This window comes from Levilactobacillus suantsaii (assembly GCF_004115745.1).
In the GTDB taxonomy this organism is placed as follows: Bacteria; Bacillota; Bacilli; order Lactobacillales; family Lactobacillaceae; genus Levilactobacillus; species Levilactobacillus suantsaii.
Genome location: NZ_QXIL01000024.1, coordinates 1 through 25,094 on the forward strand (window position 1 = coordinate 1; position 25,094 = coordinate 25,094).

Here is a 25,094-nt window from a genome sequence, read left to right on the forward strand (position 1 = left end):
GTCCATTGTGGAAGATTCCCTACTGCTGCCTCCCGTAGGAGTCTGGGCCGTGTCTCAGTCCCAATGTGGCCGATTACCCTCTCAGGTCGGCTACGCATCATCGCCTTGGTGGGCCGTTAACTCACCAACAAGCTAATGCGCCGCGGAACCATCCAGAAGTGATAGCCGAAACCATCTTTCAAACAAAAACCATGCGGTTTTTGTTGTTATACGGTATTAGCACCTGTTTCCAAGTCTTATCCCCTGCTTCTGGGCAGGTTTTCCACGTGTTACTCACCAGTTCGCCACTCGCTTTAGGAAGAAATCAGTGCAAGCACGTCAATCAACCAAAGCTCGTTCGACTTGCATGTATTAGGCATGCCGCCAGCGTTCGTCCTGAGCCAGGATCAAACTCTCATCTTAAAGATGATAAGCTCGAATATCTCATCGATTGTTGTTACATTTTAAAAGCGAATTGACTTCGCAAATATTGTTTGGGTTTGAATAAATTCAAACCGCCCTACACATATTTGGTTTGTCGAAACAATGTTCAGTTTTCAAAGATCTACCAAGTTATCTAATGAAGTGATTGCTTCATGACAACTTTTAAAGTATAGCATGTCGATAATACCGTGTCAACAACTTTTTAAACATCAATTTGAATAATTATTGATTGCTTTGGAAGAAATTGAATAAATATTCTCAACAACGATTACTATCATATCAATTCTCAAGTCAGCCGTCAAGGCCTTTTTTAAATTGTTGAATCGTAACGTTTGCCGTTGCCATTGGCTTTGTTTCCGTAAATGACAACAAAAATAAGTTTACCAATATCTCCTAGAATGGTCAAGCAAGAAATGAATATTTACTGAAATTAATTTTGCAATCTCGTCCAAGAATCACCAAAAGCCCGCCACCACAAGGGTGACGGGCTTTTGACTGCTTGCTTACTTAAGTTCTGGTGCATCCGTCTTGTATTCCGAGACGGTACTCTTACCGTTGTTCTTCGCGAGAACGCTAGTCTTCGTTTTCTTCGATGCCTCTGCCAGCTTTTCCGTGGCAGTCTTGTACTTATAGGTAAAGTCGTTCTTGTCGACCTTTTTAAAGCCTTTTGGCGTGTAGAAGCGCAAGAGATCGCCATAGATAACCCGGTCAGACAATGAAAGTTCCGTCGTCACATGGTTCTGTAATTTGGCAACTTTCTTCTTCTGTGCACTTGTCAGCTTCAAGACCTTCCCCGTCTTCGTATCGTAAACGGTACTGCCAATCTTAGTATAAGTTGGCGAGACAAAGTTCCCGTTTCTAAAGGCAACGGTCTGATTCCGATTCTTAGCTAGTAAATCCTGACCAAACTGAATCGTGTCGGTGTTTTTTACCCCCAACAGATCCAGTAAGGTTGGTAAGACATCAATCTCCCCACCATAGGTATGGTTAATGCCCCCCTTAAGCCCACTGGCGTGAATCATCAGTGGGACCTTCTGGAATTGAGCCAAGTCATAGTTAGTGACCTTCTTCTTACCTAAGAGTTGGGCAATCGCCGGCCGGTGGTTATTCGAAATCCCGTAGTGGTCCCCATAGGCTAAAATAACACTATTCTTATAGAGACCAGCCTTCTTCAGGTAGCTAATGAACTCCGCAAAGGCTTGATCCAAATAATGAGCCGTTTGAACGTACGGATCAACGGTCTTATCCCCAGTCTTGGTGGCTGGGAAGTCGATATTCTTCTTATCTAACTCATACGGGTAATGGTTAGTCAAGGTAATCAGCTTAGCGTAGAACGGCTGCGGTAGCTGTTCGATATACTTCGCCGATTCCTTCAAGAAGATCTTGTCTTTCAACCCATAACCGACACTGTACCCCGCCTTTTGCTTATAATAGCTTGAGCTAAAGAAGTACTGGTAGCCCCACGACTTGTAGGTGTTGTCCCGGTTCCAGAAACTTGGGACATCCCCGTGGAACGCCGCCGTGGTGTAACCCGCTTTTTGACTCAGAATCGCTGGAGCCGCCTGGAACGTGTTTTGAGTCCCATAAGTAGTCATCGCTGACCCTTGTGGCAAGCCAAACAGGGAGTTTTCCAACATCATTTCCGCGTCAGAAGTCTTCCCTTGAGCGACCTGGTTATAAAAGTTGTCGAACGATAGCGTATTCTTATTATGATAGAACTTGTTCAACGTTGGGGTGACTTCTTTACCATCTACTTTATAATCCAACAGGAATTGTTGGAAGCTTTCCAGGTGGATGATAAAGACGTTCTTCCCTTTTTCCTTACCGTAGTACGACACGTTCGGACTGACCCGATTCTGTTTCAGATACTTCAGCACACTCTTCATGTCACTGGCATTAGCACTGGCCCGCGTAGCGCTTTCCTTTTGCGTCTGATAAGCGTTAAACGCGGCGTACTCATTCAACCCTAAGTACTTCACGATATAGTTGTTATCAAACGTCCGGGTCAACAATCCTGACCGGTCCGCATTGGCCATCCCAAATTCCGCAAACATCAATCCAAACGACAACACCGTAATACTAAGTGCATAGCGCCGTTTAAACGGTCGTGGATCAATTCGAATCACGTGTGCCACCAAGAGCACAATCAGAATGATGATGTCCAGATACACAAAAAGATCATACAGATGGGTAATCTGGGCTAAACTCTTCCCCAGATTATTTTGAACGTCGCTGGAACCCTTCATGATTCCAAACGACAGAAAATCAGAAAACTCCCGATAATAGACAACGTTGGCAAAAATCCACGTTGACTCCAGGAAGTCAATAATCAGCATCAACCAATAGGCCAAGCGGCCGCGAAAATACAGAGCAATGCCAAAAACCAGCAAAGCAGCTGGAAGGGGGTTAATCAGCAGTAAAAACTGCTGCACACTTCCTTTGGCGCCCAGCGTAAATTCGGTTTGATAGGCGATGTACGTCTTAACCCAAAATAAAACGATGATCAACAGGAAGAAACCCATTCGGGTATTAACCCAGCTCATTCGTCGTTTAACAAAGTTTGCCATGAGACAGCCTCCACAAAATAGTTAACATTACTTCAGTATAACTGATAGTGCTGGGTAATCAATTTTTATGGGCAACCTTTGAAAAAATTCAACTTTTCAGCCTATAAAAAAAACAAAACCATGTTTTCCACAGTTTTGTTAGTTATCCGTCAGTAAATCAAATAATTCGATAGCCACTAAGTCAATGTTATCAAACTCAAAGGTCGTCTCCGGATTATGCTCAGTTAACGTATAGGTGTTGGCGGCAGCATTGTAAACAACGGTCGCCTGCTCAACGCCTTCCTTTTCGAATCGACGGGGTTGCGGCTCGTCGGTAGCATCCTCTTGCATCGCCTTAAGACGATTGATGATGCCAATCAGTTGAGATTCTTCCATGATTGGTCCCCTTTCTAAGCTTCACTATGATTTTACCAAACTTAAGCCTAGATGACACGTCATAATGCGAAAAACTCACGCATTTGTGTCGTCACTTTCTTCAACCACCCGGTCTGGCTTAACCGCCATTGCGATGAGACCGGTCAGCATGCCGAAGTAGTAAGTCAATAAGCGCCATAAAATCATAGCTAAAACCAACTTACTGTTCGAGGCGATGTAGCTTTTAAAAATCATCTCAAAGCTGTACTCTGCCCCCCCGGAGCCACCGGGAATCGGGAACAGTGAAATCACCATGACGATCAAAACGTGCAGACTGGTGACCATGACGATGTTCGCCGAGGTGTAGCCCAACGCTAACATGATGAAATACGGAATTAAATAGTAGAAAAGTAATTGAAAGAACGTGATGACAAAGACCTTGGCCATCAACTTCCCTTTCCCGCTAATCCGCACACTTTCAGCGTAAAACGAATCGATTTTTTGGTCAATCTTGGCCGCCATGCGTTCAAAGCGGTCGCGTTTCATAAACCAGTGAACCGGGTACAAAATCACGGTGACCGCCCGTTTCGTAAAAGCGTGCCAGAACATGACCATCAGGAGCCCCACGATAACTGCCAAGTGAATGACGAAGCCAAACACCACTAGCCAGGCTAACGCGTGCAATTTATCCTGAATGTAGGTGAACCCGATGACCAGGGCAATCAAAAAATTGATGACGATCATTGACTGGAACACCACGAACTTCATCAATAGAATCGAACTGGCCTTCCCCGCATCGACCCCGGTTTGCATCAGCGCAATCAGCTGTGCCGGTTGCCCACCGGAAGAAAAGGGCGTAATACCGTTAAAGAGTTGCTCAATCGGTGGAATCCGGAGGGCATCCTTGAAGGAAAACCCCTTGATCCGGTCAGAAATGAAGACTTTGACGATGACGGACTCGAGTCCGAGGTACAGGAGCATGCAGATCACGGCCACACCGAACCACCAGAAATTGATGTGCACGAAGTCGTTGACTAACACCGAAAACCGGATATCCCGGAGCGAGTACGCAAAGATGGCAATCCCCAACAGCAACATCAACGTTAGAACCCACTTGTTTCGTCGTGTCATGTCGTTATCCCTTCTTTGCCTGCTGCCGGTAAAAGTCGCGCCAAATCTCAGCCAAATGGGCTTCCGAATAATGGTCTGCTGCCGCCAAACTATGCTGGTGGAGTTGGTCTAACGTTGCGGCATCGTGCGGTAACGTCGTCAGGACCTGATCCATCTCAGCGTAGTCCTTGGCTGGTTGGTAATCACCCGCAATAATGGCCTGGTAAAGTTCCAAATCTCGCAGCATGACCGGGGTCCCCGTACTGAAGGCCTCTAAGACCGACATCGGGAAAAGCTCATTAAAGGAAGGGAGCAAGAACAAGTCGGCCAGATTATAGTAATCGACTAACTTGTCGCGATCAACAATCCCCGGAAAGCTCAAATTAGCTGGTGGATCGTCGACGACCTTTTTCAATTCGGCGTAACCATCGGTCATCCGACCGAATGAAAAGCCCCCCGCCCAGATAAATTGCAACTCTGGGTGGTGGTTGGCAAGCTTAATGAAGTCAAATAGCCCCTTACGTTCCTGAATCTGGCCAATTCCCAGCACCGTAAACTTTTTTGCCGAGTAACCGTACTGTTGTCGTAATTGCAGCTTTTGGGCCGCATCGACCGGGTAAAACTCTTGGCGACTCACGAAATTGGGAATATAAGTCACCTTAGTAGCGGGAATCCCATACGCCACTAATTTAGGAATAAAGGTCGGATTGACCACTACAATGTGGTCCATCCGGCGGTAAAAGGCAATCACATATTTATAAAAAATCCCCCGAAAGGGCTGGGGAATCTTGAGGCTCCCCTCTAGTGTTTCTGGCAAAAAATGCACGTAGCCAATTTTACGTCCCCGACCAGGTAAAAACGTAGATAAGTAGTAAGAAAAATTAATCGTGTGGTAGTGCGTCAGGTCCACCTTTCCATAACGGTTGACGGTCACCTGAAAGTCCCCGTTCAACCGGGTGTGCAACAAGTTCATCAGCTCGTTGTACGCACTCCCGACCCCCTGTCCCTTAACGGAATCAGCAGCCGAAAACATGTTGATTTTTAGCATTCAATAACTCCTCTAATCGCTGAAATCCGGACTGTCTTCGTGGGCTTGTTCGTAACTCACTTGTGCGTCCCGGTAAAAGTTGATAATCCGTTGGCCAAAGGTATCCGCAGAAATCTCGGCCAACTTTTGGGCCAGCAAATCCGGATCCGGTTGTTGATGTTCCGGCTGTAAGTACCAGACCACGTGCTTGATCATTTCTGCCGCCGTGGTAAACGTAACCCCCAGCGTCGGACTCGATAACAACTCATCGGTGTATGGACTAGTCATGACCACGATTTTGGTCCCGGCCGCCATAGCCTCGATATAGGTCAGCCCCTGTGACTCGGAATCTGATGACGACAAAAAGACGTTGGCCAGGTGATAGTAGCGAAAGACCTGGTCATTGTCGATTTCACCGGTAAAAGTGACGTGATCCGTTAGCCCCGCCGTTTTTACCTGTTGCTCCAAATCTGCTCTAGCCGGACCATCCCCCACAATCAAAAGTTGAGCCCGGGGGACCTGCGCCAAAATAGCCGGCATCGCCGCAATACTTGCCTTGATGTTCTTTTCATAGGCTAAACGGCTTAACGATAAAATGACCGGCGTATCCGGTGCCAAGCCCAATTGACGCCGCAAGTTAGCGGTATCCGGCTGTTCGTACTGGTGCAAGTTGACCCCCGTGGGAATCACCCGAATCGGGGCTTTAACCCCGTAATCACTCAACGTGGTCAGCACCCGGTCACTGGGCGCCACGACGCCCGTCAGGTGGTAGCAAAAGGCCAGCGTCCCCTGTTTGACGTGGACGGGCTTTAAGATCTTCCCGTTGGCCACGTAATGTAAGTAGTCCTCATACATGGTGTGGTAAGTATGGAGGCACGGAATCTCTAGGTTCCGGGCCACGAACTTCCCGATCCACCCCATCGAAAATTCCGTCTGGGTGTGGACGATGTCTAAGTTTAATTCCTTTGCAATTTGGTAGGCCTGAAACAGTCCCCGCACGGCAATTCGACGATCCGTAAACGACACGAACGGAATACTCGAAAAACGAAACACGTTGCGTTCGTAAACGTTGCGTTCCACGTGTGGATCGGTCGTCGTAAAGATATACACCTGATGCCCCTGTTTTTCTAACTGATCGCGCAGCGTCTTGATGGACGTTGCGACCCCACTCACTTGAGGGAAATAGGTATCCGTAAATATGCCGATGTTCATTGCCAATCCCCCTTGTTTCTCTTTCTGTTAAAAAAAGTCCTTGACGCCATGTATTGTACAATCATCACAATTATATGGGTTTGCCTACTTGATTGCAAACCACAGCTAAAACTCTAACCAAACTCTGGGAAAACTTAAAAAACGTCTGATTCGGGAATTCCGAACCAAACGTCTTTTACTTCTATAATAGTGAAAACAACTTAACCGTCAGCTCTTCAATAAATCCGGGACGGCAGCTTGGACCATGGTAATGACTTCTTGACTGGTGCTGGCCGAATTCAACGCGGTCTCCACCAACGCCTGGAGGTCATGGGCGTTCAACTGACTGATCAGCCGACGGGTCTTTAAAATCGACCCGGCTCCCATTGAGAATTCATCTAAACCCATCCCCAAAAGTAGTGGCACGGCGATGGGATCGCCCGCCATCTCACCACACATAGCCACCGGAATGCCGGCGCTATGTCCCGCGGTAATCACCCGGTTGACTAACCGTAAAATGGCCGGGTGATACGGCTGATAGAGATAAGCCACGTCTTGGTTCGTCCGGTCGGCGGCCATGGTATAACCAATCAGGTCGTTGGTGCCGATACTCATGAAGTCGACCTCTTGCGCAAATCGGTCCGCCAGTAAAGCCGCGGCCGGAACTTCGACCATCATGCCAATCTTCACGTGCCCCATTGGTACCTGGGCAACGGTCAAAGCTGACCGTTCGTCGTCGTAAATTGCCTTAGCTTGCCGAAACTCATCGAGCGTCGCAATCATGGGAAACATGATGCGTAAGTTGCCAAACGCCGACGCCCGTAACAGCGCCCGGAGTTGGCTCCGAAAGACGTTTTGGTGGGTCAAACTCTGCCGAATGGCCCGGTCACCCATGAAGGGGTTCGTCTCCGGCTTGTGTTTTAAGTACGGTAACGGCTTATCGCCTCCGATATCCAGGGTGCGAATCACCACCGGTCGCGGCGCTAAGGCCGTGAGCACCTGCTTATAAACGTCAAACTGGTCGTCTTCACTCGGCAACTCAGCGGCATCCATGTATAAGAATTCGGTACGCATCAGTCCTACGGCCTCGGCCCCGTTCTTGAGGATACTAGGAAGATCCTGCGCCGTGCCAATGTTAGCCGCTAAGGTCACGCCCACACCATCTTGGCTAACGGTCCCGTGGTGCCGTAATCGATTGAGTCGCTTTTGATTGACGGTCCGTTGGTGCATCGTCGTTCGGGCCTTGGCCAATTCATCCGCGTCAGGGTCAACCATGACCTGTCCGTGGGTCCCGTTTAGAATCACCATTTCCCCGTTGGTCAGTTGTGTCGTTGCTGTCTTGGTCCCCACCACAGCGGGTAAGGCCATCGAACGTGCCAGAATCGACGAATGAGATGTCCGGCCACCGAGATCCGTAATAAACCCTAAGATATACCGCGGGTTGACCGAGACCGTATCACTCGGAATCAAGTCGTGGGTCACCACGATTACGGGATGGTCGACTAAGGCTAAGTCCGGTAACGGTACCCGTAACAAATGGGCCGTGACGCGCTTGGTCACGTCGTGGAGGTCCGTGATGCGTTCTTGCATATACGGGTTATCCGTCAGCCCCGCAAAAGAATGTTCGTAGGCCTGCACCACGTTGGCCAAAGCGACCTCGGCATTGAGCTGCTGATCTCTAATCTGCGCGTCCACCCGGGTGGTCAATTCGGGGTCCTTGAGCATCACAATGTGCGCACTAAAAACCTGGGCACTCTCAGTACCCAGGTTTTTAGTCGCACGAGTTTTAATTGCCTCGACATCAGAGACAGCTGCTTCAAGGGCCTGATGGAATCGATTTACTTCGTTATCCAGATTAGTGATTGCCCGTCGGTGGACGGTTAAATCGGGGTCGACCAGGCGATAGACTTGGCCGCACACCACGCCGTCACTCGCGGCAATTCCCTTGAGCATCGTTCTCATTAGTCAGATAGGCCCTCTTTTTTCAAGGTTTCAGCAACGGCCGTCATGGCATCGGCTTCGTCGTCACCATCAGCCGTAATCGTGATTTCGGCATTTTGGCCGACCCCTAAGGACATGACACCCATGATGGACTTCAAGTTAACGGACTTGTCTTGGTATTGTAAGCTGACTTCTGAGTTGAACTTGCTTGCTGATTGTACCAATAAAGTTGCCGGACGAGCATGAATACCCGTTTCTGCTGTAATATGAAATTCGCGTTTTTCCATAATTGATCGATCTCCTTTAAGCTTATAGGTTGATTTTCTAACGAGCATAGCGTCCTTTGGTCTTGCGCATTGACCAAAACAACCATGACAAACGTTATGTCTACCTTCTTAGAATATCAATCTTGCTGTTAAATTACAAGTTACCTTAACCGCTTTCATCGGGGCTGTCACAGGCCAGCGATTCCGTATCGCCGGCCCAGCAACCTGCGGGCGTTCACTTGTTCCAGAGCTAATTATAGCATGATTCGCCCCAAAACACCGACTAGTTCCCCTTATGCAGACTGATTTCCGGCATCGTGGTCGTAATGATAGACTAGTTTGCCGTTCTTGTGGGCCTGCCCAATCACCCGTTTACGGGTATCAAACGCCATATAGGCCTGTTGAAAGGCCTGAAAATCGTCTGGGCCCACTTCAAATTCATCGAGTTCCTTGTTTTTTAATTGATTCATTAATGCGGTAAAATCCCGTGCCATGTCGCTATTCGCCCCTTTTCTTTCCACTATTCTACGTTGAAATACCAGGCAGGTCAAAAATTTATTTTGAAAATGAACGTGACTTTTAGCATTCTCGTGGGTAGAGTGCTAAAATAAAGGCGTTCAGTTCAAAGGGGCCCTTTTGACCGGGCTACCGGGGGCGAGACAAATTACTTGCACCCACCGTGTGAGGCGGTATAATGTGGCTAATGGTCAAAGAAGGTCAAACCTTTTGGATGACCAGTGTGGACTGCTTCCACACTTACTCCAAGGCAGAAAGGAGACGACAAAATGCTATGTCAAAACTGTCACCGCAACGAAGCGACCATTCATCTTTATATGAGTGTGAACGGGCAACGGCAACAGATTGATTTATGCCAAAATTGCTATCAACTACTCAAAGATCAGCAGACCAATAACTCTGGAAATGGAGGTGGCCGTATGGCACAAGATCCATTCGGCTTTGGAAACCTGGATGATATTTTCCGGGCCATGCAAGGCGGTAATCCCAGCCAAAACGATTACCGGCAGACTGGTGGGCAACGACCGACCCAACCCGCGGGTAACCGAGGGAACAACGGTAAGGGCGGCCTACTCAGTCAATATGGCTTGAACCTCACCCAGTTGGCTAAAGACGGCAAGATTGATCCCGTTATCGGACGGGACAAGGAAACGGCGCAAGTCATCGAAATTCTGAACCGGCGGACTAAGAACAACCCCGTGTTAATCGGGGAAGCCGGTGTTGGGAAGACGGCGGTCGTTGAAGGGCTAGCTGAGCGCATCGTTGAAGGCAACGTACCGCAAAAGCTAACCAACAAGCAGATTGTCCGTTTAGACGTCGTATCGCTGGTTCAAGGAACCGGGATTCGGGGTCAGTTCGAACAACGGATGCAACAATTAATGAAGGAAGTTCAATCCAATCCGGACATCATCCTCTTCATTGACGAAATCCACGAAATCATGGGTGCCGGCAATGCCGAAGGTGGTATGGATGCGGGTAACGTGTTAAAGCCTGCGTTAGCCCGGGGTGACTTCCAACTGATCGGTGCCACGACGTTGAATGAATACCGGGACATCGAAAAAGACCAAGCCTTGGCACGGCGGTTCCAACCGGTAACGGTCGATGAACCGAGTCCAGACGAAGCCGTAAAGATTCTTAAGGGAATCCAGAAGAAATATGAAGATTACCACCACGTCCACTACACGGACGCTGCGATTGAAGCGGCGGTCCGGTTATCCGACCGCTACATTCAAGATCGCTTCTTACCCGACAAGGCCATCGACTTGCTCGATGAGTCCGGGTCGCGGAAGAACCTGACCATCAACGTGGCTGACCCGCACGCCATCGATGAAAAAATCGACAGTGCAGAAAAGCAAAAGCAAGCCGCATTGAAGCAGGAAGACTACGAAAAGGCCGCCTATTACCGCGACCAGGTCACAAAGCTCAACAAGTCGAAGGAAAACGCCACGAACGCGGACCAACAAGCGGCAACTGACGTGACCGAAAAGGACATGCAACAAATCGTCGAAGAAAAGACCAATATCCCGGTTGGCGAACTCCAAGCGAAGGAACAACATCAGTTGAAGAGCCTTGCCACCGACTTGGAAAAGCATATTATCGGCCAGAACCAAGCGGTCGATAAGGTTGCCCGGGCTATTCGGCGGAACCGAATCGGATTGAATGGGACTGGTCGGCCGATTGGGTCCTTCCTCTTCGTTGGCCCGACCGGGGTCGGCAAGACGGAACTGGCTAAGCAATTGGCCAACGAACTCTTTGGTTCTCAAGACGCGATGATTCGCTTCGACATGTCCGAATACATGGAACCCCATTCCATTTCTAAGCTGATTGGGTCCCCACCGGGCTACGTTGGTTACGAAGAAGCCGGACAACTGACCGAACAGGTTCGGCGGCACCCGTACACGTTGATCCTGCTGGATGAAATCGAAAAGGCTCACCCAGACGTCTTGAACATGTTCTTACAGATTCTGGACGATGGGCGCTTGACCGATTCCAAGGGCCGGACGGTGTCCTTCAAGGATACCCTGATCATCATGACCAGTAACGCCGGGACCGGTGACGTGGAAGCCAGCGTTGGGTTCGGGGCCGAAGCCTCCGGAAAGACCCACTCCGTTCTGGACAGTCTGACCAACTACTTCCGGCCTGAATTCATCAACCGGTTCGATGACATCATCGAGTTCAACGCATTGTCGAAGGATAACTTGATGCAGATCGTCGACCTGATGATCGATGACGTCAACCAGATGTTAGCCGACCAAGGCCTACACGTACACGTTACGGAACCAGTCGAAGAAAAACTGGTCACGGAGGGCTACAACCCCGCCATGGGGGCGCGGCCATTACGGCGGGTCATCCAGGAAGAAATCGAAGACCGCATTGCGGACTTCTACCTGGACCACGCCGGTGTAAAGAACCTGACGGCCAAAATCACGGACGGCAAGATTACCTTAACTGCCGCCGACGATGATGACACTGATTCGACTTCAGCGGACGACACGGATACGACCAAATAAACGACTCTAAACGGGAGCGCTGCCAATCGCGGTGCGCCCGTTTTTAGGTTCTAAGTGAATTCCCCCCTGCAGGTCCCGATTAGATGCGGTATACTGTATTTTAAAGGCACCACGACAGACACTGGGCAGACTTACTTTTGGAGGTGAATGGGAAATGGCTTTCTTTAATTGGTTACGACGGCTCTTAACACCGACCCGTTCGCACCGCCCCACCACGGTCCCACCACGGCAAGCAACCCCGGTGGACCGGCCATTTCAACCCCAACGACCGACCCAGCAATTAACGCCAACGCCGCAGCCAACCGTTCCGCCCGTGGCAGTGAATCCGGTGACCACCCACGAACAGCCCAATGCCACCCTGGTCGTCCGTATCGTCGATTCTCAGAACCGGCCACTCCAACCAGCGTTAGTCCTTACGGGACAACGCGGCACCGCCGTTCACCTGACCACCCCCACCATTCCCGGCTACACGTTAGCCAAGATGACGGGCTTCACTCAGACTTTTTTAAGTGAATACGGGTTGATGACGTTGACCTACCAACGGCAATGGGGGTACCCGGTCTTGGTCTACCAGATTGATTACGACTCCGGACAATTGTTGGCATTACCGGGGCTGTTTCGCGGGCTTTTGGGCGCAAGTTTCCACTTGGCCGTCCCGCCGGTTAAGGGCTACCACATTTTCCAGGCGCAAGGGCCGCAACAAGGCACTTACACCGACCAAACGCAACGCTTGCTGTACTTCTACCGGCGTGACGCTTGGCAAACGGTCCAGCGGGTCCACCAATACGTGACCCTGCTCAGTAACCACGCGGTCTATGCGTTACCCGCCGGTCAGGCCTACCGTTACCGGTTCCCAGCCACATCATTATGGCGCATCTTTGCCATCATCACGTTGACCGACCAGACCGTCTGGTACAATTTGGGTGGTAACCAGTGGCTGAATGCCGCGGAAACCAAACGGCGCTTGCACTGGTCACGCCACCTAGAATTACCCCGGCAAACCAAATTGACGGGCAAGGCCGTGCAGTGGTCGGGGACCGTGGACTACGTGCCCGATCACGCGGTAACCTTCTACCGCGACCCTTACGGCGAAGTGGCCGGCCAGTTGCCGGACGGTGAATTACTCGAGATTCGCCGGCGCGTCGTTGACGATCAAAACTTGATTTGGTACCAAATTGGTCCGCAAGCCTACATCAACGCGCGCTACGTCCGGTTGGCCAAGCAGGTCTAACGCTAAGTTTTTCTGAACAACTTCATAAAGGCGGCTGTGAGATTTTGCTCACAGCCGCCTTTTTTGAAACGTTAATTCGATTCAACTCATCTTATAAATTCTTATCCATGTTATAGGTCAATCGGGACAGCGTCAGGCCCTTTTCAATCAAGCCGTTGGTGAAGTCTGTCGTGGTCTTGCGCATTGCAGCCGTAACGGCATGGTTTTGCGCCGTCAAATAAGCCACCAAATCGTCGCCACTCAATTTCTCCTGGGCCACGTGAGCCAATGTTTGCGCGACATGCGTCCGGAGGTCTTGCTTGGCCGCCATGACGTAATCCACGTCTTGTTCAATGAACTGGCGGTAATGGGATTCCACGATCATCGACAACTTCCGGTACATCCAGTAAGCACTTTGGTCATCGAGGCGCCGCGGTGTCGTCCGGTACGTTGGGTCCGTATCCGTCACGTTGGCGAAGAACGGCACGTAAGGACTGAACGCTGGCACCCCAAAGCATAACCACATGATGGCCGCGCGGTCGGCAGGCACATCGTTATGCACTTGCAAGACGTGCGAATTTTGCGTCCGGTTCATCGAAATCGGCCGGAACTTAGTCCGCAACTCTTCAGGCCCGTGCCCCAACGGATCGTATGGCGTTTCGTTGTAATGCGAACTTAAAATGTATTCCACGTCTTCCACGCTAATCTTGTGGCTGGTCCGGCAGATAAACGGTAGCTCACTTGATTGCGGATCCTGCTCGATTTCCGGATTCAAGACCCGTTGGCCGAACCAGACCCGCGGCGTGTTGTAGTGGCGGTCCTTTTCGGTACTGGTCCCGAAAATATGACGGAAGTTCCAACCGTCGTGGTCGGGGTTCAGGTGGTTATCCGCCACAAAAGCTTGAATCCCCGCGGAGAACATGAAGTTATCCGGGTCATCGAAGGTCACCTGTTGAATGGCGACCTGGTTAGCCGTGACCGCATAAGCATCGTCTGGGATACGTTGGGCGACCCAGTGGTGACCGGTCACGATTTCCATGTACCAGACTTCTTGACTATCGGAGAACAAGACCCCATTGCCTTCGGGTGACCCATATTGCTTGATCAGCTTGCCCAGATAACGGACCCCTTCTCTGGCGGAGGTAATGTAAGGTAAGACCATGGTCTGCAGGGAATCTTCCGCTAACCCATTTTCCACTAACGGGTCGTAAGCCAACGCGTTGGGATTGCCGTAGACACTTTCGGTGGCACTCATCGCAACGTTATGGTCGTTAATACCGCTTTCGGCGTACTCTCCGGTCTTTTCAGTCTCCACGTTCGGCGTAGCTAAATAACGGTAGCCATCGCTTGGAATCGGGGCCGTGAACCCATTTTGGTTCGACGTCCAGGTCCGGGCCGGTTGGTCGTGTTCAGCCGGATGCACGTAAAACCGCTGTGGCGTCAAGGGTAAAAAGGTATCGTCGTTACGGGCAATTAGCGTCGACCCGTCGACGGTGGCCGCCTTGCCGACCAGAACTGACGTACAAGCCGTCAAATGTTTTTTAATCATGTTTAATTAGTGCCCCTTTCTTTTTTCATAATGGCCCTAGTTTACCGCTTTTAGCGCTTAAAAACTAGCCATTCCCTAAACCGTGTTTGCGCAAAATGGTAACACTTTCAAGAAGTTGTTGACATTTGGGGACGATTGTTTAAAATAGAGTTGTAGCCAATTGAATGGGCTTACATTATCACGGTTTGTGAAGTTAAACTCAAACTTATCTTACTTATAATTTGGGAGGCACTATCTATGAAAGTCACAGTTGTTGGTTGTACCCATGCGGGAACTTTTGCCATTAAGCAGATCTTAGCGGAACACCCGGATGCCGAAGTCACGGTCTATGAACGAAACGATAACCTTTCCTTCCTGTCCTGTGGGATTGCTTTATACTTAGGCGGCGAAGTCGCTGACCCTCAAGGCCTGTTTTACTCCAGTCCCGAGGAACTGAAAAAGTTGGGCGCCAATGTCCAAATGAATCACAATGTCTTAGACGTTGATCCGGACCAAAAAACGGTCACGGTCGAAGACTTGACCACCCATGATCAGACCACCGCAAGTTACGATAAATTAGTCATGACTTCCGGGTCCTGGCCAATTATTCCTAAGATTCCTGGCATCGACAGCGACAAGGTCAAGCTCTGCAAGAACTGGAACCACGCTCAAGTCCTCTTTGAAGACGCTAAGCAAGCCAAGCGCATCACGGTCATCGGGGCCGGTTACATCGGTGCTGAACTCGCCGAAGCCTACTCCAAGACCGGTCATGACGTGACTTTGATCGATGCTCAAGACCGTGTGATGCCGAAGTACTTTGACTCCGAATTCACCGACGTCATCGAAAAAGACTACCAAGACAACGGTGTCCAACTCGCTCTGGGTGAAACTGTCGCCAACTTCGAAGAAACGGCCAATGGCTTGACCATCAACACCGATAAGGGCCATTACGAAACCGATTTAGCCATTCTCTGCATCGGTTTCCGGCCCAACACCGGCCTGCTTCAGGGTAAGGTCAAGATGGCCGCTAACGGTGCCATCATCACCGACGACTACATGCGCTCCTCGAACCCCGATATCTTCGCAGCGGGTGACAGTGCCGCGGTCCACTACAACCCAACTCACCAAAACGCCTACATTCCGCTAGCCACCAATGCGGTGCGGCAAGGCATCTTAGTCGGCAAGAACTTGGTGAACCCAACCGTCAAGTACATGGGCACACAATCGTCTTCTGGCTTAGCCTTATACGGGCGGACCATCGTGTCGACTGGGTTGACCTTGGCCGCCGCCAAGCAACAAGGCCTAGATGCCGAACAAGTCATCATCACCGACAACTACCGGCCGGAATTCATGCCGTCGACGGAACCCGTCTTGATGTCGCTGGTCTTTGACCCGCAAACGAAGCGGATCTTAGGCGGTGCGTTAATGAGTAAGTACGACGTCTCGCAATCGGCCAATACCCTGTCCGTCTGCATCCAGAACAACAACACCATCGACGACCTCGCCATGGTCGACATGCTGTTCCAGCCGAACTTCGACCGGCCGTTCAACTACCTGAACATCTTAGCGCAAGCGGCCCAAGCCAAGTTAGCCTCGACACAGGACGCGACCGTTAAGGCTTAAATCACGCCACTGATAAAATCCACACGATAACTTTTAGGGACCGGCAACCACTGCCGGTCCTTTTTGGTGCGTTTTGACTGTAAGCAAAAAGCGTCACGTCGACTGACAAAGTCAATCAACGTAACGCTTCGGTTTTCTTAGTTTACAGTTTAGCGGTCAATTCCACATCTGGATACTTATCCTTGAACCACCGTTCGGCGAACTGGTTCTCAAACAAGAACAATGGCTCTCCCTGCCGGTCCTTGACCAGGAGATTCCGGGAGGAAGACATCCGTTCGTCCAACTGGTCCGGGTTGATCCAGCGCGCCGTCTTTTTGCCCATCGGCTCCATGATGACGTCCGAGTTGTACTCGTTTTTCATCCGGAACTGGAAAACTTCGAACTGCAGTTGACCCACAGCGCCTAAGATGTAGTCGCCGGTCGAGTAAGCCGTGTAAAGTTGCACGGCCCCTTCTTGGACCAACTGTTCGATGCCCTTATGGAACGACTTTTGCTTCATGACGTTCTTGGTGGAGACTCGCACGAAGAGTTCCGGGGTAAATTGCGGTAACTTCTCGAATTCAACAGCGTGCTTCCCGGTATAGATAGCATCACCAATTTGGAAATTCCCTGTATCATACAACCCGATGATGTCACCGGCCACGGCCGTCTCCACGTTTTCTCGCGTGTCGGCCATGAATTCGGTCACGTTAGACAACCGTAGCTTCTTGCCGGTCCGGGTCTGCATGACGTCCATCCCCCGTTCGAACTCGCCAGAGCAAATTCGCACGAAGGCAATTCGATCCCGGTGATGCGGGTTCATGTTGGCTTGAATCTTGAAGACGAAGCCCGAGAAATCTTCGTCAGTCGGCGCCACATCCCCATCGTTTGCCGTATGGTGAACCGCCGGCTTCGGCGCGTATTCCAGGTACGTTTCCAAGAAAGTCTGGACCCCAAAGTTGGCCAACGCCGAGCCGAAGAAGACCGGGGTCTGGTCCCCGCTGGCAATCTTATCGGCGTCAAATGGATTACCGGCCTCTTCAATCATGGCCATGTTTTCCCGCGCGTCGGTGTACCAATCGTCTTGTTCTAAGGCGTTGGGTTCGGCTAAGTCACCGTCATCATTTAACGGGAGGTAGCGCCGACCCTGGTCGTCCTTGCGGAACAGGGCCACACGTTGGTGGTACCGGTCGTAGAGGCCTTTTAATTCCTTCCCCATGCCAATCGGCCAGTTCATTGGGTAACCTTCGATGCCCAACACGTCTTCGAGTTCGGCAATCAAATCCAAGGGGTCGCGACCGTCCCGGTCGAGCTTGTTCATGAAGGTGAAGATCGGAATGCCCCGCATCTTACAAATTTGGAACAACTTTTTAGTTTGGGGTTCAATCCCCTTGGCGGAGTCGATGACCATGACCGCCGAGTCCACGGCCATCAACGTCCGATAAGTGTCTTCGGAGAAGTCTTCGTGTCCGGGCGTATCTAGAATGTTGATGCGCTTACCCTGGTAGTCAAATTGCATCACAGAACTGGTGACCGAGATGCCCCGTTTCTGTTCAATTTCCATCCAGTCGGACTTGGCAAAGTTTCCGCTCTTACGGGCCTTGACCGTTCCGGCTTCCCGCACGACGCCCCCGAACAACAATAGCTGTTCGGTGATCGTGGTCTTTCCGGCATCGGGGTGGGAGATAATGGCGAAGGTCCGCCGCTTATCAACCGCCGTTGCTAAATTTTTTTCGCTCATAACTAGTCCTCACTGATTTTTAGTAAATGTTCCTGACTTGACGCAGTGCTTTGATTTTACCACATTTACCCCGACAATTCACGGATTGCCCTGGAACGGCCGTTTCACGGTTGGGTTATTAGTGGTATGATAATAAGATGAATTCTACTAGAAACCGGGTGAAACGATGTTGGCGAGTACCGAAGTCATTTTAATTGAGATTCTCTTTAGTCTGGGCGCGTTGATTGCGCTAGGAGGCTTAGGCGGCTTGATTTGGGCCAAGGTGCATCAGCGCGCGTTGCGGCCCCCGATGGCTATTATCGTGTGTGGGATCGGTATCGTGATCATTGCTAGTCTCCTCAACGTCTTACTGTTCAAGACTTACGCTGGCGTACGAGTCAAGAAGAACCAGTACTACGAGATCACCAGCTTGACCACGAACATGCGGGCATCTTTGGCAACGACTCACGCTAAAAACCAGCCAGTCAGCCCCCAATCGCGTAAAGCCAGCAAGAACGTGACCTATCTCATTGACCACACTGATCAGCCCGCCAAATCTAAGCGTTGGGCTAAGGCGGCGCAACGACAATTCAAAAAGACCCATCCCAATGCCACGGTCGTCACCACCAATTACCGTCGAATTTTACGGCAGTACTTCAGTAGCGTGACCCAGTCGTCAGCGACCGTCACAAAATTGACGCAACACGCTATCCACCAGGTCACTAAAACGCCGCATACTAAAGTCACGCCCAAGTCGCCTTCAGCTAAACCTTAACTTTCAATTTTAAAATAGATGCAAAAACAGTTGATCCGCCCCCTGCTTAGGGAGGTCTAGGACCAACTGTTTTTTACGTTACTTTTAACTTAAGCTAAGCCTTGTACCTCCCGACTGTACGCGTCCACACCCTTCATCGCTTGGACGACGTCATACGGCGTAACTTCAAACGGCATCTGCTTCATGGTGTCTTCTGGGGCCGTCGCTTGTTGACCGACCTTCAATAGGTCGTCATCACTCACGTTCTCCAGGTGCAGATCCTTAAAGGTCGTTGGTAACCCCAGCTTCAAATCGAAACGCAAGTACTTTTCGAACCGCTCTTGGTCGGCCCCTTCCAGGTACAACTGCGTCAAGGTCCCAAAGGCAACCTTTTCACCATGGGTCATCTCGTGGACTGGCCCGTGTAATGCGGTCAACCCATCGTGGATGGCGTGGGCAGCGGCTAAGCCGCCACTTTCAAAGCCCAGACCACTCATCAGGGTGTTGGCCTCAACGACCCGGTCGAGTGCCTTGGTAACGGCGTGTCCCTTAACCGAAGCCAATGCCTCCGCGCCGTACTTGAACAGGGTCTCTTCACACTTGGTGGCAATGGCATTACCGACTAGAGTCTGTTGAGCGCCCAGCATCGTTTGATTATTTCCCCGAGCAACTGCTTTGGCTTCAACGTTGGTTGCTAAAGCGTCAGCAATCCCGGAAGCCAGTAGCCGTGCCGGTGCCCCCGCCACGATTGCCGTATCGATCAAGACTAAATCAGGGCTTTTATCGTAAAACCGATACTTTTCAAAGGAGCCATCATCCGAATAGATAACGGACAGCCGGGAACATGGGGCGTCAGTCGAGGCTAAGGTTGGTAGGATTGCGACAGCTACCTGTAAATCATCCGCAATGGCCTTGGCACTATCAAGCGTTTTACCTCCGCCCATACCAATGACCAAGTCAGCCCCGAAATCTTTACCAATCCCGGCGACCCGCTTAATTTCATTGTCTGAAGCTTCACCGTTGAATTGAACCTTTTTCACGCTGATTCCGTGCGTCGTCAGGTACGTCTCATAATCGTTCCCGACGATTTTCAGCACAACGGGGTCGGCTAACAAGACGGCCTTTTGTCCCAGGCGTTTGATGTACTGATCACTTTCTTGCAATGCGTTAATCCCTTGAACATAAGTTGCTGGACTCCCGAAAATACTAGTCATCACACAACACTCCTTTGATTTTTAACGGTCGTAATGTAAAAGCGCTTTCATCTTACGGAATCCATTATAGTTTCGTTCGAAAGATAATTCAATAGTGAACAAAAAACAAATCGCCGCAACAACTCGTCATCCCCTGCTCTAAGCAAGATAACAAAATTATTGCGGCGATTTACTTTTTTATGTCTCCTGGTCCTAAACCAATTGTAAGTCCAAAGCTCCCCGCAACATGGTGGCGATTGCGGACGGTAAATCTTGGTCGGTCACGACTGCATCGACCTGGTCCAGGGGAAATTGCTGAATCAGACTGGGGCCCTGAAACTTGCTGCTATCGGTCAGTAACGTCACCGTATCGGCTTGACGAGCCATGGCTTGGATGACCTGGTTACGAGCCAGATTACGCCCCGAAAACCCGCTTTGTGGGTCAAAACCATCAGTGCCCACGAACAATTGGTGCACGTGAAAGGCCGTCAACATATGTAACGTCAAGGGGCCGACCCCGACCTGAGCGACAGGCTGATACTGGCCGCCTAGGACTTCCACTGTCAACGTCGGGTAATCTCCGACCCGGTGGGCGATATAGTATGAATTCGTCACAATGGTCACGTTTTTTTGTTGTTCACCTAACTGATCGGCCAGTAAGACACAGGTCGACCCGGAATCCAGCATGATGGTGGCCCCATCGGCTACCCGGTCAGCGGTCACCATGGCAATTTTAACCTTAATGGCATAATTGATAGCTAAGCGCGCATTCAAATCATCAGGGGCGTCCTGGACCGCCCAACCGTGTTGGCGACGCAGTAACCCTTGCTGCTCTAAAGTAGTCAAATCTTTGCGAATCGTGACGACCGAGACGTTCAACACAGCCGCCAGTTCCGTGACTGCAATCTGATGCTTCGTATTGACCAATTGTAAAATGGCAGTCAAGCGTTGATTAAGCATTGTGGTCCCCCCCTTATTTCTCATTAACCCTTAGACTTAGTGTACGACAGTTCAGATTATTTGCCCAGACTCCTAAAATCACCGTCACATGGTCTGGACCACATGACGGTGATTTGAAATGTCTCCTATTTCTAAGTTACTTCAAACTACGGTTGATCCACTCAATAAAGTTAGTCTCGTGGTTTCCTTGACGTTCCGCACGAATATGACCTTGGCCCCAAACGGTGGCAAAATCAACGCTCTTGACTTGGGAATTTTGTTTGAGTGCCAACGCCAGGTTGGTCTCAACCGGCAACGCCGTATCGGGCTGGTTGATTCCCGTTCGAATCCGCCAGTACTTCGCCACCTTGCTAGTGTTGTGGCCAGCGTAATAGCTGGTTAGATAATACATCGGATTATACATATTGAGCCGGGTCTGAATCGAACTGCCTTGTGCGTCGGTCTTTTGCAAGTCGGCACGATAAGCTGATGCATAACTAGCCTGATAATGCGCAAACTGTGAATAGGTCGCCTGGTGTTGCTTTAGCAAGTGACCAATCGTGGCATCAAAGTGGTTCGCCTGACACCCACTCGTGGCAAAAAGCTGGTTTTCCGTTTGCTGCCGTGTAAGACCATCGAACGCACCGACAGCTTTAACCGCCGGCTTACAATGCTTAACGAACGCCGCCAAACTGGTAATCGTTGCCCTATTCTTTTGGGCATCATACCTAATCCACTCATCATTCCCATTTAAAGCGTCGATATACTCCTGAACGGTCTGGTAGGTTTGGTGCGTTACGGGGCCATTAGGCGCCCCAATCTTTGGATTTTGGTCGCTGGACGTCTCATACGGGAAGCGTGTCTCTTGTAAGAAAATGTTTAGTGACTGTTCCACTTCTTGTTTGAGGTACGCCGCGTAAGTTCCAGCCATGTCAATTCCCGTTGCTGACCTTTTCAGCTCGAGTGGCTGGCCCTGGCTATCCTTTAACCCTAACCGATTGATATATTGCGCGTAAGAAGCCGCCATATCGGTCGACAACGCCTTCGTCCAGGTGCCTGGCTTCCGGGTGCCAACAGACGAATACTGGCCCATGTTCCACTCGTAAGCTTCGTTGGCCGTATCCAGACTGGTAATCGGGCACCAAACCATGGCTCCAGCAATGGCATCACTCGTGGGCGTCTTAGCCATGGTGGCTAGTGGCGCGCCAATCGCCTTCAGGTACTTAATATATGCTTGACTGTCACCAGTCGCCCCCATCAACGCACTCTGGGCACCCCCACCACTATGGCCAAAGGTGAAGATGCGGTCGGTATCCCCCGCAAGGGACGCTTGATTCAACCGCAGTGTCCGGACCGCCGCTTTTAAATCCGTAATGCCCCATGGCGCGGCACCGTTGGCGTGATCGGCGGAATCCAAGCCGCGGCAGCCCGCCGCAACGTAAACGAAGCCGGCATCGGTGTACTTGGCCGATTGACCGTCATAATCGGTCGGAGCCGCTTGAGCCGCATACCGGGGTGTTTTCACCCGCATCACGATGGGAGCGGTCCTAGCGGTATAGCCCGCGAGTGCCGCTTGGGGATTAACCGCTAGTGAGTAGGTCTTTTGATCATGCTGTGTGACCGTCATATACTTCTCCGGGATAAAAATCCCCATGGACTCGTAAATGCGACTGCTGGTCTTGGTCCCGTACTTGATGCCGACTTGATAATAGACCTTATTTTGCGCGTTATAGTGCCAGTTATTAGGGTCCAGCAATAATTGCTGGGCATTGGCAACGTCTGCCTCAGTGACCATTTGTTTGGTGGTCTTGGCAACCCTCTCCGGCGTATCCGTGGGGTTGGTCGCCAGCTTAGATTTACGATAAGCGGCTAATAACACACCCCCGGCCAATAAGGATCCCATTACGGGTAGGATTTTTTTCAACTTCATCACATGGTTCCCCTTTACAACATCTGACTTTATTACTTGACGAACTTAGGCCTTATTAGTCACCGTCTTAAAAATCAGTGCAAAAAAACGCGTGATGCGGTAAAAATTCAAAAGCGCAACCACTTTAATGACCAACCTACAAGTCCTATTCTACCAAGATAGTCAACGAATTGTTACTGTCAGGGCTAGAGCTAGCCATGCCAAAAACGCCTCAAGACGGTTAGTCCCATCCTGAGGCGTTTTAACTTCATCTCAACTTTAAATTACTTCAAACTGCGGTTAACCCACTTGATGAAGTTGGTTTCATTGTTTCCTTTACGCTCAGCTTCAGTATGACCTTAACCCCAGACGGTGGCAAAATCAACACTATCGACTTGGCTATTTTGCTTTAATGCTAACGCCAAGTTAGTTTCAACCGGCAAAGCCGTATCGGTCTGGTTGATTCCCGTTCGAATCCGCCAGTACTTCGCAACTTTACTAGTATTGTGACCACTGTAGTAACTGCTCAAGAAGTACATTGGGTTGTACATGTTGAGCCGGTTTTGAATCGAACTGCCCTGGGCATCGGTCTTCTTCAAATCAGAACTGTAGGCCTTCGCATAGCTTGACTTGTAGTTCTTCAACTTCGCGTATTTCGAACTATTCGACTTGAGCAATTGGCTGATGGTGGAATCAAAGTGGTTCGCACTGCTGCCACTCGTGGCAAAGAGCTGGTTTTCAGTTTGTTGCCGCGTAATCCCATCAAAGGCGCCAACATCCTTCGACGCCGTCTTACAATGCTTGACGAACGCCTTCATGCTCGTGATCGTTGCGGTGTTCTTTTTGGCATTGTAAGTGATCCACTTGCCATTCTTATTCAACGACTTGATGTAAGCCTGAACCGTCTTATAGGTCTTGTTACTGGTTGAAGAACTCCCAGCCATGCCGCCACTAGGCATCTTCCCGCTTGGCTTCTGACCGCTACCTTTCTTCGCGTTCTTCATCGCACCAGCCTTCTTCGAGCCACTAGGCATCTTCATCTTACTTCCGGATTGGCCAGCCGCACCACTAGGCCCTTCATTGCTTGAGGCCTTGTATGGGAAGCTCGTATCCTTCAAGAAGTTGTTCAATGACTGCTTAACTTCCTTCTTCAGATACTTCGCATAGGTCCCCGACGTGTAGATTCCCGTCGATGACTTCTTTAGCTTCAGCGTCTTACCTTGGCTATCCTTCAAGCCCAATTTATTAATGTATTGGGCATAGTTGGTCGCCATGTCATTCGATAAGGCCTTAGTCCAAGTCCCCTGTTTCCGGGTCCCTGAGTTCGAATATTGGCCCATGTTCCATTCGTAGGCTTCGTTGGCCGTATCTAGACTAGTAATTGGGCACCAGGCCATGGCCCCATCGATGGCATCACTCGTGGCTTTCTTCGCCGTCGTTGCCAATGGTGCGCCAATGGCTTTCAGGTATTTCAAGTATTTCTTGCTGTTACCCGTTGCGCCCATCAGAGCACTCTGGGCACCCCCACCACTATGGCCAAAGGTGAAGACCCGGTTGGTGTTACCGGCAATCCGACTCTTGTTCAACCGCAAGGTCCGGACCGCCGCTTTCAGATCCGTGACCCCCCAAGGTGATGACCCATTGGATTTATCCGATTGATTCAAGCCCCGACAGCCAGCAGCAACGTAAATGAAGCCAGCCTTGGTGTACTTAGCCGAACTACTGTCATAACCGGTCGGTGCCGCCTGGGCAGCATAACCGGGAGTGTTGACCGGCATCACGATGGGCGCAGTCTTGGCGGTATACCCCTTGACCTTGGCTTTCTGATTAAACGTCAGCGAATAAGTCTTTTGACCAGTACCTTTGGCCGTGACATACTTCGCCGGGATAAAAATCCCCATCGATTCATAGGTCTTACTCTTAGTTTTAGTCCCGTACTTAATGCCAACTTGATAATAAGCTTTGTTTTTGGCATTGTATCGCCATTTCTTTTGGTTGAGCAATAACTTCTTGGCATTGGTGACATCCGCCTGGGTCACCTTTTGTTTCGTGGCCTTGGCAACCTTATCCGCCGTACTAGTGTGTTTGGTCGTCTTGGACTGACCACAAGCAACCAATAAAACACTGGTTGCTAATACGCATCCCATGACGGGAAGTATTTTCTTCAACTTCATGACTACTCTCCTCTACAATGTCTGACTTTATAATTGGTGAACCCCGCACTCCTTATTCATCGGTTAAAAATCAGTGCAAAACAACGACTTGTTAAGTAACAATCATAGTTGTAACCGGTTCAATTCCCGTCTACAAGGCTTATTGTACCAACATAATCAA

The 25,094-nt window shown here is 50.3% G+C and carries 18 protein-coding genes and 1 rRNA gene; 4 read left to right on the top strand and 15 right to left on the bottom strand.

What is annotated here, in order from left to right:
- The 9 genes from DXH47_RS09630 to DXH47_RS09670 form a co-directional block, all read right to left on the bottom strand.
- Positions 1–402 (bottom strand): 16S ribosomal RNA (locus DXH47_RS09630); the annotation flags it as partial.
- A gap of 524 nt (positions 403–926) precedes the next feature.
- Positions 927–2,990: an LTA synthase family protein gene (locus tag DXH47_RS09635; RefSeq protein ID WP_129033122.1), complete on the bottom strand. Its 2,064-nt coding sequence runs from the start codon at positions 2,988–2,990 to the stop codon at positions 927–929.
- A gap of 138 nt (positions 2,991–3,128) precedes the next feature.
- Entirely contained in the window at positions 3,129–3,365 is a 237-nt protein-coding gene (locus tag DXH47_RS09640) for a YkuJ family protein (protein ID WP_129033123.1), read from the bottom strand.
- Positions 3,366–3,440: 75 nt separating this feature from the next.
- Positions 3,441–4,475 carry a lysylphosphatidylglycerol synthase transmembrane domain-containing protein gene (locus DXH47_RS09645; protein WP_129033124.1) on the bottom strand — a complete coding sequence of 345 codons (1,035 nt, stop codon included), beginning with the start codon at positions 4,473–4,475 and terminating at the stop codon, positions 3,441–3,443.
- Positions 4,476–4,479: 4 nt separating this feature from the next.
- On the bottom strand, positions 4,480–5,502 hold the full coding sequence (locus tag DXH47_RS09650; RefSeq protein ID WP_129033125.1) for a glycosyltransferase family 4 protein: 1,023 nt from the start codon (positions 5,500–5,502) through the stop codon (positions 4,480–4,482).
- A gap of 12 nt (positions 5,503–5,514) precedes the next feature.
- Positions 5,515–6,693, bottom strand: coding sequence for a glycosyltransferase family 4 protein (locus tag DXH47_RS09655; RefSeq protein ID WP_129033126.1), 1,179 nt, complete (start codon positions 6,691–6,693; stop codon positions 5,515–5,517).
- A gap of 207 nt (positions 6,694–6,900) precedes the next feature.
- A complete protein-coding gene (ptsP, locus tag DXH47_RS09660; protein WP_129033127.1) occupies positions 6,901–8,634 on the bottom strand; it encodes a phosphoenolpyruvate--protein phosphotransferase in 1,734 nt (577 codons plus the stop codon).
- Positions 8,634–8,900 carry a phosphocarrier protein HPr gene (locus DXH47_RS09665; RefSeq protein WP_129033128.1) on the bottom strand — a complete coding sequence of 89 codons (267 nt, stop codon included), beginning with the start codon at positions 8,898–8,900 and terminating at the stop codon, positions 8,634–8,636. The genes ptsP and DXH47_RS09665 overlap by 1 nt, the downstream gene beginning before the upstream one ends.
- A 272-nt stretch (positions 8,901–9,172) precedes the next feature.
- Positions 9,173–9,373: a hypothetical protein gene (locus DXH47_RS09670; RefSeq protein ID WP_129033129.1), complete on the bottom strand. Its 201-nt coding sequence runs from the start codon at positions 9,371–9,373 to the stop codon at positions 9,173–9,175.
- A gap of 291 nt (positions 9,374–9,664) precedes the next feature.
- On the opposite strand from DXH47_RS09670, the gene DXH47_RS09675 reads away from it, so the two are divergent.
- Both DXH47_RS09675 and DXH47_RS09680 read left to right on the top strand, forming a co-directional pair.
- Positions 9,665–11,905, top strand: coding sequence for an ATP-dependent Clp protease ATP-binding subunit (locus DXH47_RS09675; RefSeq protein WP_129033130.1), 2,241 nt, complete (start codon positions 9,665–9,667; stop codon positions 11,903–11,905).
- 154 nt (positions 11,906–12,059) lie between these two features.
- The gene (locus DXH47_RS09680; protein ID WP_129033131.1) at positions 12,060–13,136 is read left to right on the top strand and encodes a MucBP domain-containing protein; all 1,077 of its coding nucleotides are present in this window, start codon (positions 12,060–12,062) and stop codon (positions 13,134–13,136) included.
- Between the two features lie 91 nt (positions 13,137–13,227).
- Here the strand turns inward: DXH47_RS09680 and DXH47_RS09685 are convergent, their stop codons facing one another.
- Positions 13,228–14,664, bottom strand: a complete 1,437-nt coding sequence (locus DXH47_RS09685) for a C69 family dipeptidase (protein ID WP_129033132.1) — start codon at positions 14,662–14,664, stop codon at positions 13,228–13,230.
- A gap of 237 nt (positions 14,665–14,901) precedes the next feature.
- On the opposite strand from DXH47_RS09685, the gene DXH47_RS09690 reads away from it, so the two are divergent.
- Complete coding sequence (locus DXH47_RS09690) at positions 14,902–16,266, top strand: FAD-dependent oxidoreductase (RefSeq protein WP_129033133.1); 1,365 nt, start codon at positions 14,902–14,904, stop codon at positions 16,264–16,266.
- 142 nt (positions 16,267–16,408) lie between these two features.
- Here the strand turns inward: DXH47_RS09690 and DXH47_RS09695 are convergent, their stop codons facing one another.
- Complete coding sequence (locus DXH47_RS09695; RefSeq protein WP_129033134.1) at positions 16,409–17,986, bottom strand: peptide chain release factor 3; 1,578 nt, start codon at positions 17,984–17,986, stop codon at positions 16,409–16,411.
- Between the two features lie 166 nt (positions 17,987–18,152).
- Here DXH47_RS09695 and DXH47_RS09700 point away from each other — a divergent pair, with 166 nt between their 5' ends.
- Positions 18,153–18,740, top strand: a complete 588-nt coding sequence (locus DXH47_RS09700) for a hypothetical protein (RefSeq protein ID WP_129033135.1) — start codon at positions 18,153–18,155, stop codon at positions 18,738–18,740.
- An 89-nt stretch (positions 18,741–18,829) separates the two neighbouring features.
- Here the strand turns inward: DXH47_RS09700 and DXH47_RS09705 are convergent, their stop codons facing one another.
- The 4 genes from DXH47_RS09705 to DXH47_RS09720 all read right to left on the bottom strand — a co-directional run bounded on the left by DXH47_RS09705 (position 18,830) and on the right by DXH47_RS09720 (position 24,934).
- Positions 18,830–19,933: a glycerol dehydrogenase gene (locus tag DXH47_RS09705; protein ID WP_129033136.1), complete on the bottom strand. Its 1,104-nt coding sequence runs from the start codon at positions 19,931–19,933 to the stop codon at positions 18,830–18,832.
- A 192-nt stretch (positions 19,934–20,125) separates the two neighbouring features.
- Positions 20,126–20,872 (bottom strand): DeoR/GlpR family DNA-binding transcription regulator, encoded by a 747-nt coding sequence (locus DXH47_RS09710; protein ID WP_129033137.1) that lies wholly within the window; start codon positions 20,870–20,872, stop codon positions 20,126–20,128.
- Positions 20,873–21,008: 136 nt separating this feature from the next.
- Entirely contained in the window at positions 21,009–22,781 is a 1,773-nt protein-coding gene (locus tag DXH47_RS09715) for a tannase (protein ID WP_129033138.1), read from the bottom strand.
- 338 nt (positions 22,782–23,119) lie between these two features.
- The gene (locus DXH47_RS09720) at positions 23,120–24,934 is read right to left on the bottom strand and encodes a subtype A tannase (protein ID WP_225423562.1); all 1,815 of its coding nucleotides are present in this window, start codon (positions 24,932–24,934) and stop codon (positions 23,120–23,122) included.
- Positions 24,935–25,094 lie beyond the last annotated feature (160 nt).

Excerpts from the sequence above, each read along its gene's own strand:
- DXH47_RS09635 (WP_129033122.1), bottom strand. The coding sequence starts at position 2,990 with ATGGCAAACTTTGTTAAACGACGAATGAGCTGGGTTAATACCCGAATG.
- DXH47_RS09640 (WP_129033123.1), bottom strand. The coding sequence starts at position 3,365 with ATGGAAGAATCTCAACTGATTGGCATCATCAATCGTCTTAAGGCGATG.
- DXH47_RS09645 (WP_129033124.1), bottom strand. The coding sequence starts at position 4,475 with ATGACACGACGAAACAAGTGGGTTCTAACGTTGATGTTGCTGTTGGGG.
- DXH47_RS09650 (WP_129033125.1), bottom strand. The coding sequence starts at position 5,502 with ATGCTAAAAATCAACATGTTTTCGGCTGCTGATTCCGTTAAGGGACAG.
- DXH47_RS09655 (WP_129033126.1), bottom strand. The coding sequence starts at position 6,693 with ATGAACATCGGCATATTTACGGATACCTATTTCCCTCAAGTGAGTGGG.
- ptsP (WP_129033127.1), bottom strand. The coding sequence starts at position 8,634 with ATGAGAACGATGCTCAAGGGAATTGCCGCGAGTGACGGCGTGGTGTGC.
- DXH47_RS09665 (WP_129033128.1), bottom strand. The coding sequence starts at position 8,900 with ATGGAAAAACGCGAATTTCATATTACAGCAGAAACGGGTATTCATGCT.
- DXH47_RS09670 (WP_129033129.1), bottom strand. The coding sequence starts at position 9,373 with ATGGCACGGGATTTTACCGCATTAATGAATCAATTAAAAAACAAGGAA.
- DXH47_RS09675 (WP_129033130.1), top strand. The coding sequence starts at position 9,665 with ATGCTATGTCAAAACTGTCACCGCAACGAAGCGACCATTCATCTTTAT.
- DXH47_RS09680 (WP_129033131.1), top strand. The coding sequence starts at position 12,060 with ATGGCTTTCTTTAATTGGTTACGACGGCTCTTAACACCGACCCGTTCG.
- DXH47_RS09685 (WP_129033132.1), bottom strand. The coding sequence starts at position 14,664 with ATGATTAAAAAACATTTGACGGCTTGTACGTCAGTTCTGGTCGGCAAG.
- DXH47_RS09690 (WP_129033133.1), top strand. The coding sequence starts at position 14,902 with ATGAAAGTCACAGTTGTTGGTTGTACCCATGCGGGAACTTTTGCCATT.
- DXH47_RS09695 (WP_129033134.1), bottom strand. The coding sequence starts at position 17,986 with ATGAGCGAAAAAAATTTAGCAACGGCGGTTGATAAGCGGCGGACCTTC.
- DXH47_RS09700 (WP_129033135.1), top strand. The coding sequence starts at position 18,153 with ATGTTGGCGAGTACCGAAGTCATTTTAATTGAGATTCTCTTTAGTCTG.
- DXH47_RS09705 (WP_129033136.1), bottom strand. The coding sequence starts at position 19,933 with ATGACTAGTATTTTCGGGAGTCCAGCAACTTATGTTCAAGGGATTAAC.
- DXH47_RS09710 (WP_129033137.1), bottom strand. The coding sequence starts at position 20,872 with ATGCTTAATCAACGCTTGACTGCCATTTTACAATTGGTCAATACGAAG.
- DXH47_RS09715 (WP_129033138.1), bottom strand. The coding sequence starts at position 22,781 with ATGAAGTTGAAAAAAATCCTACCCGTAATGGGATCCTTATTGGCCGGG.
- DXH47_RS09720 (WP_225423562.1), bottom strand. The coding sequence starts at position 24,934 with ATGAAGTTGAAGAAAATACTTCCCGTCATGGGATGCGTATTAGCAACC.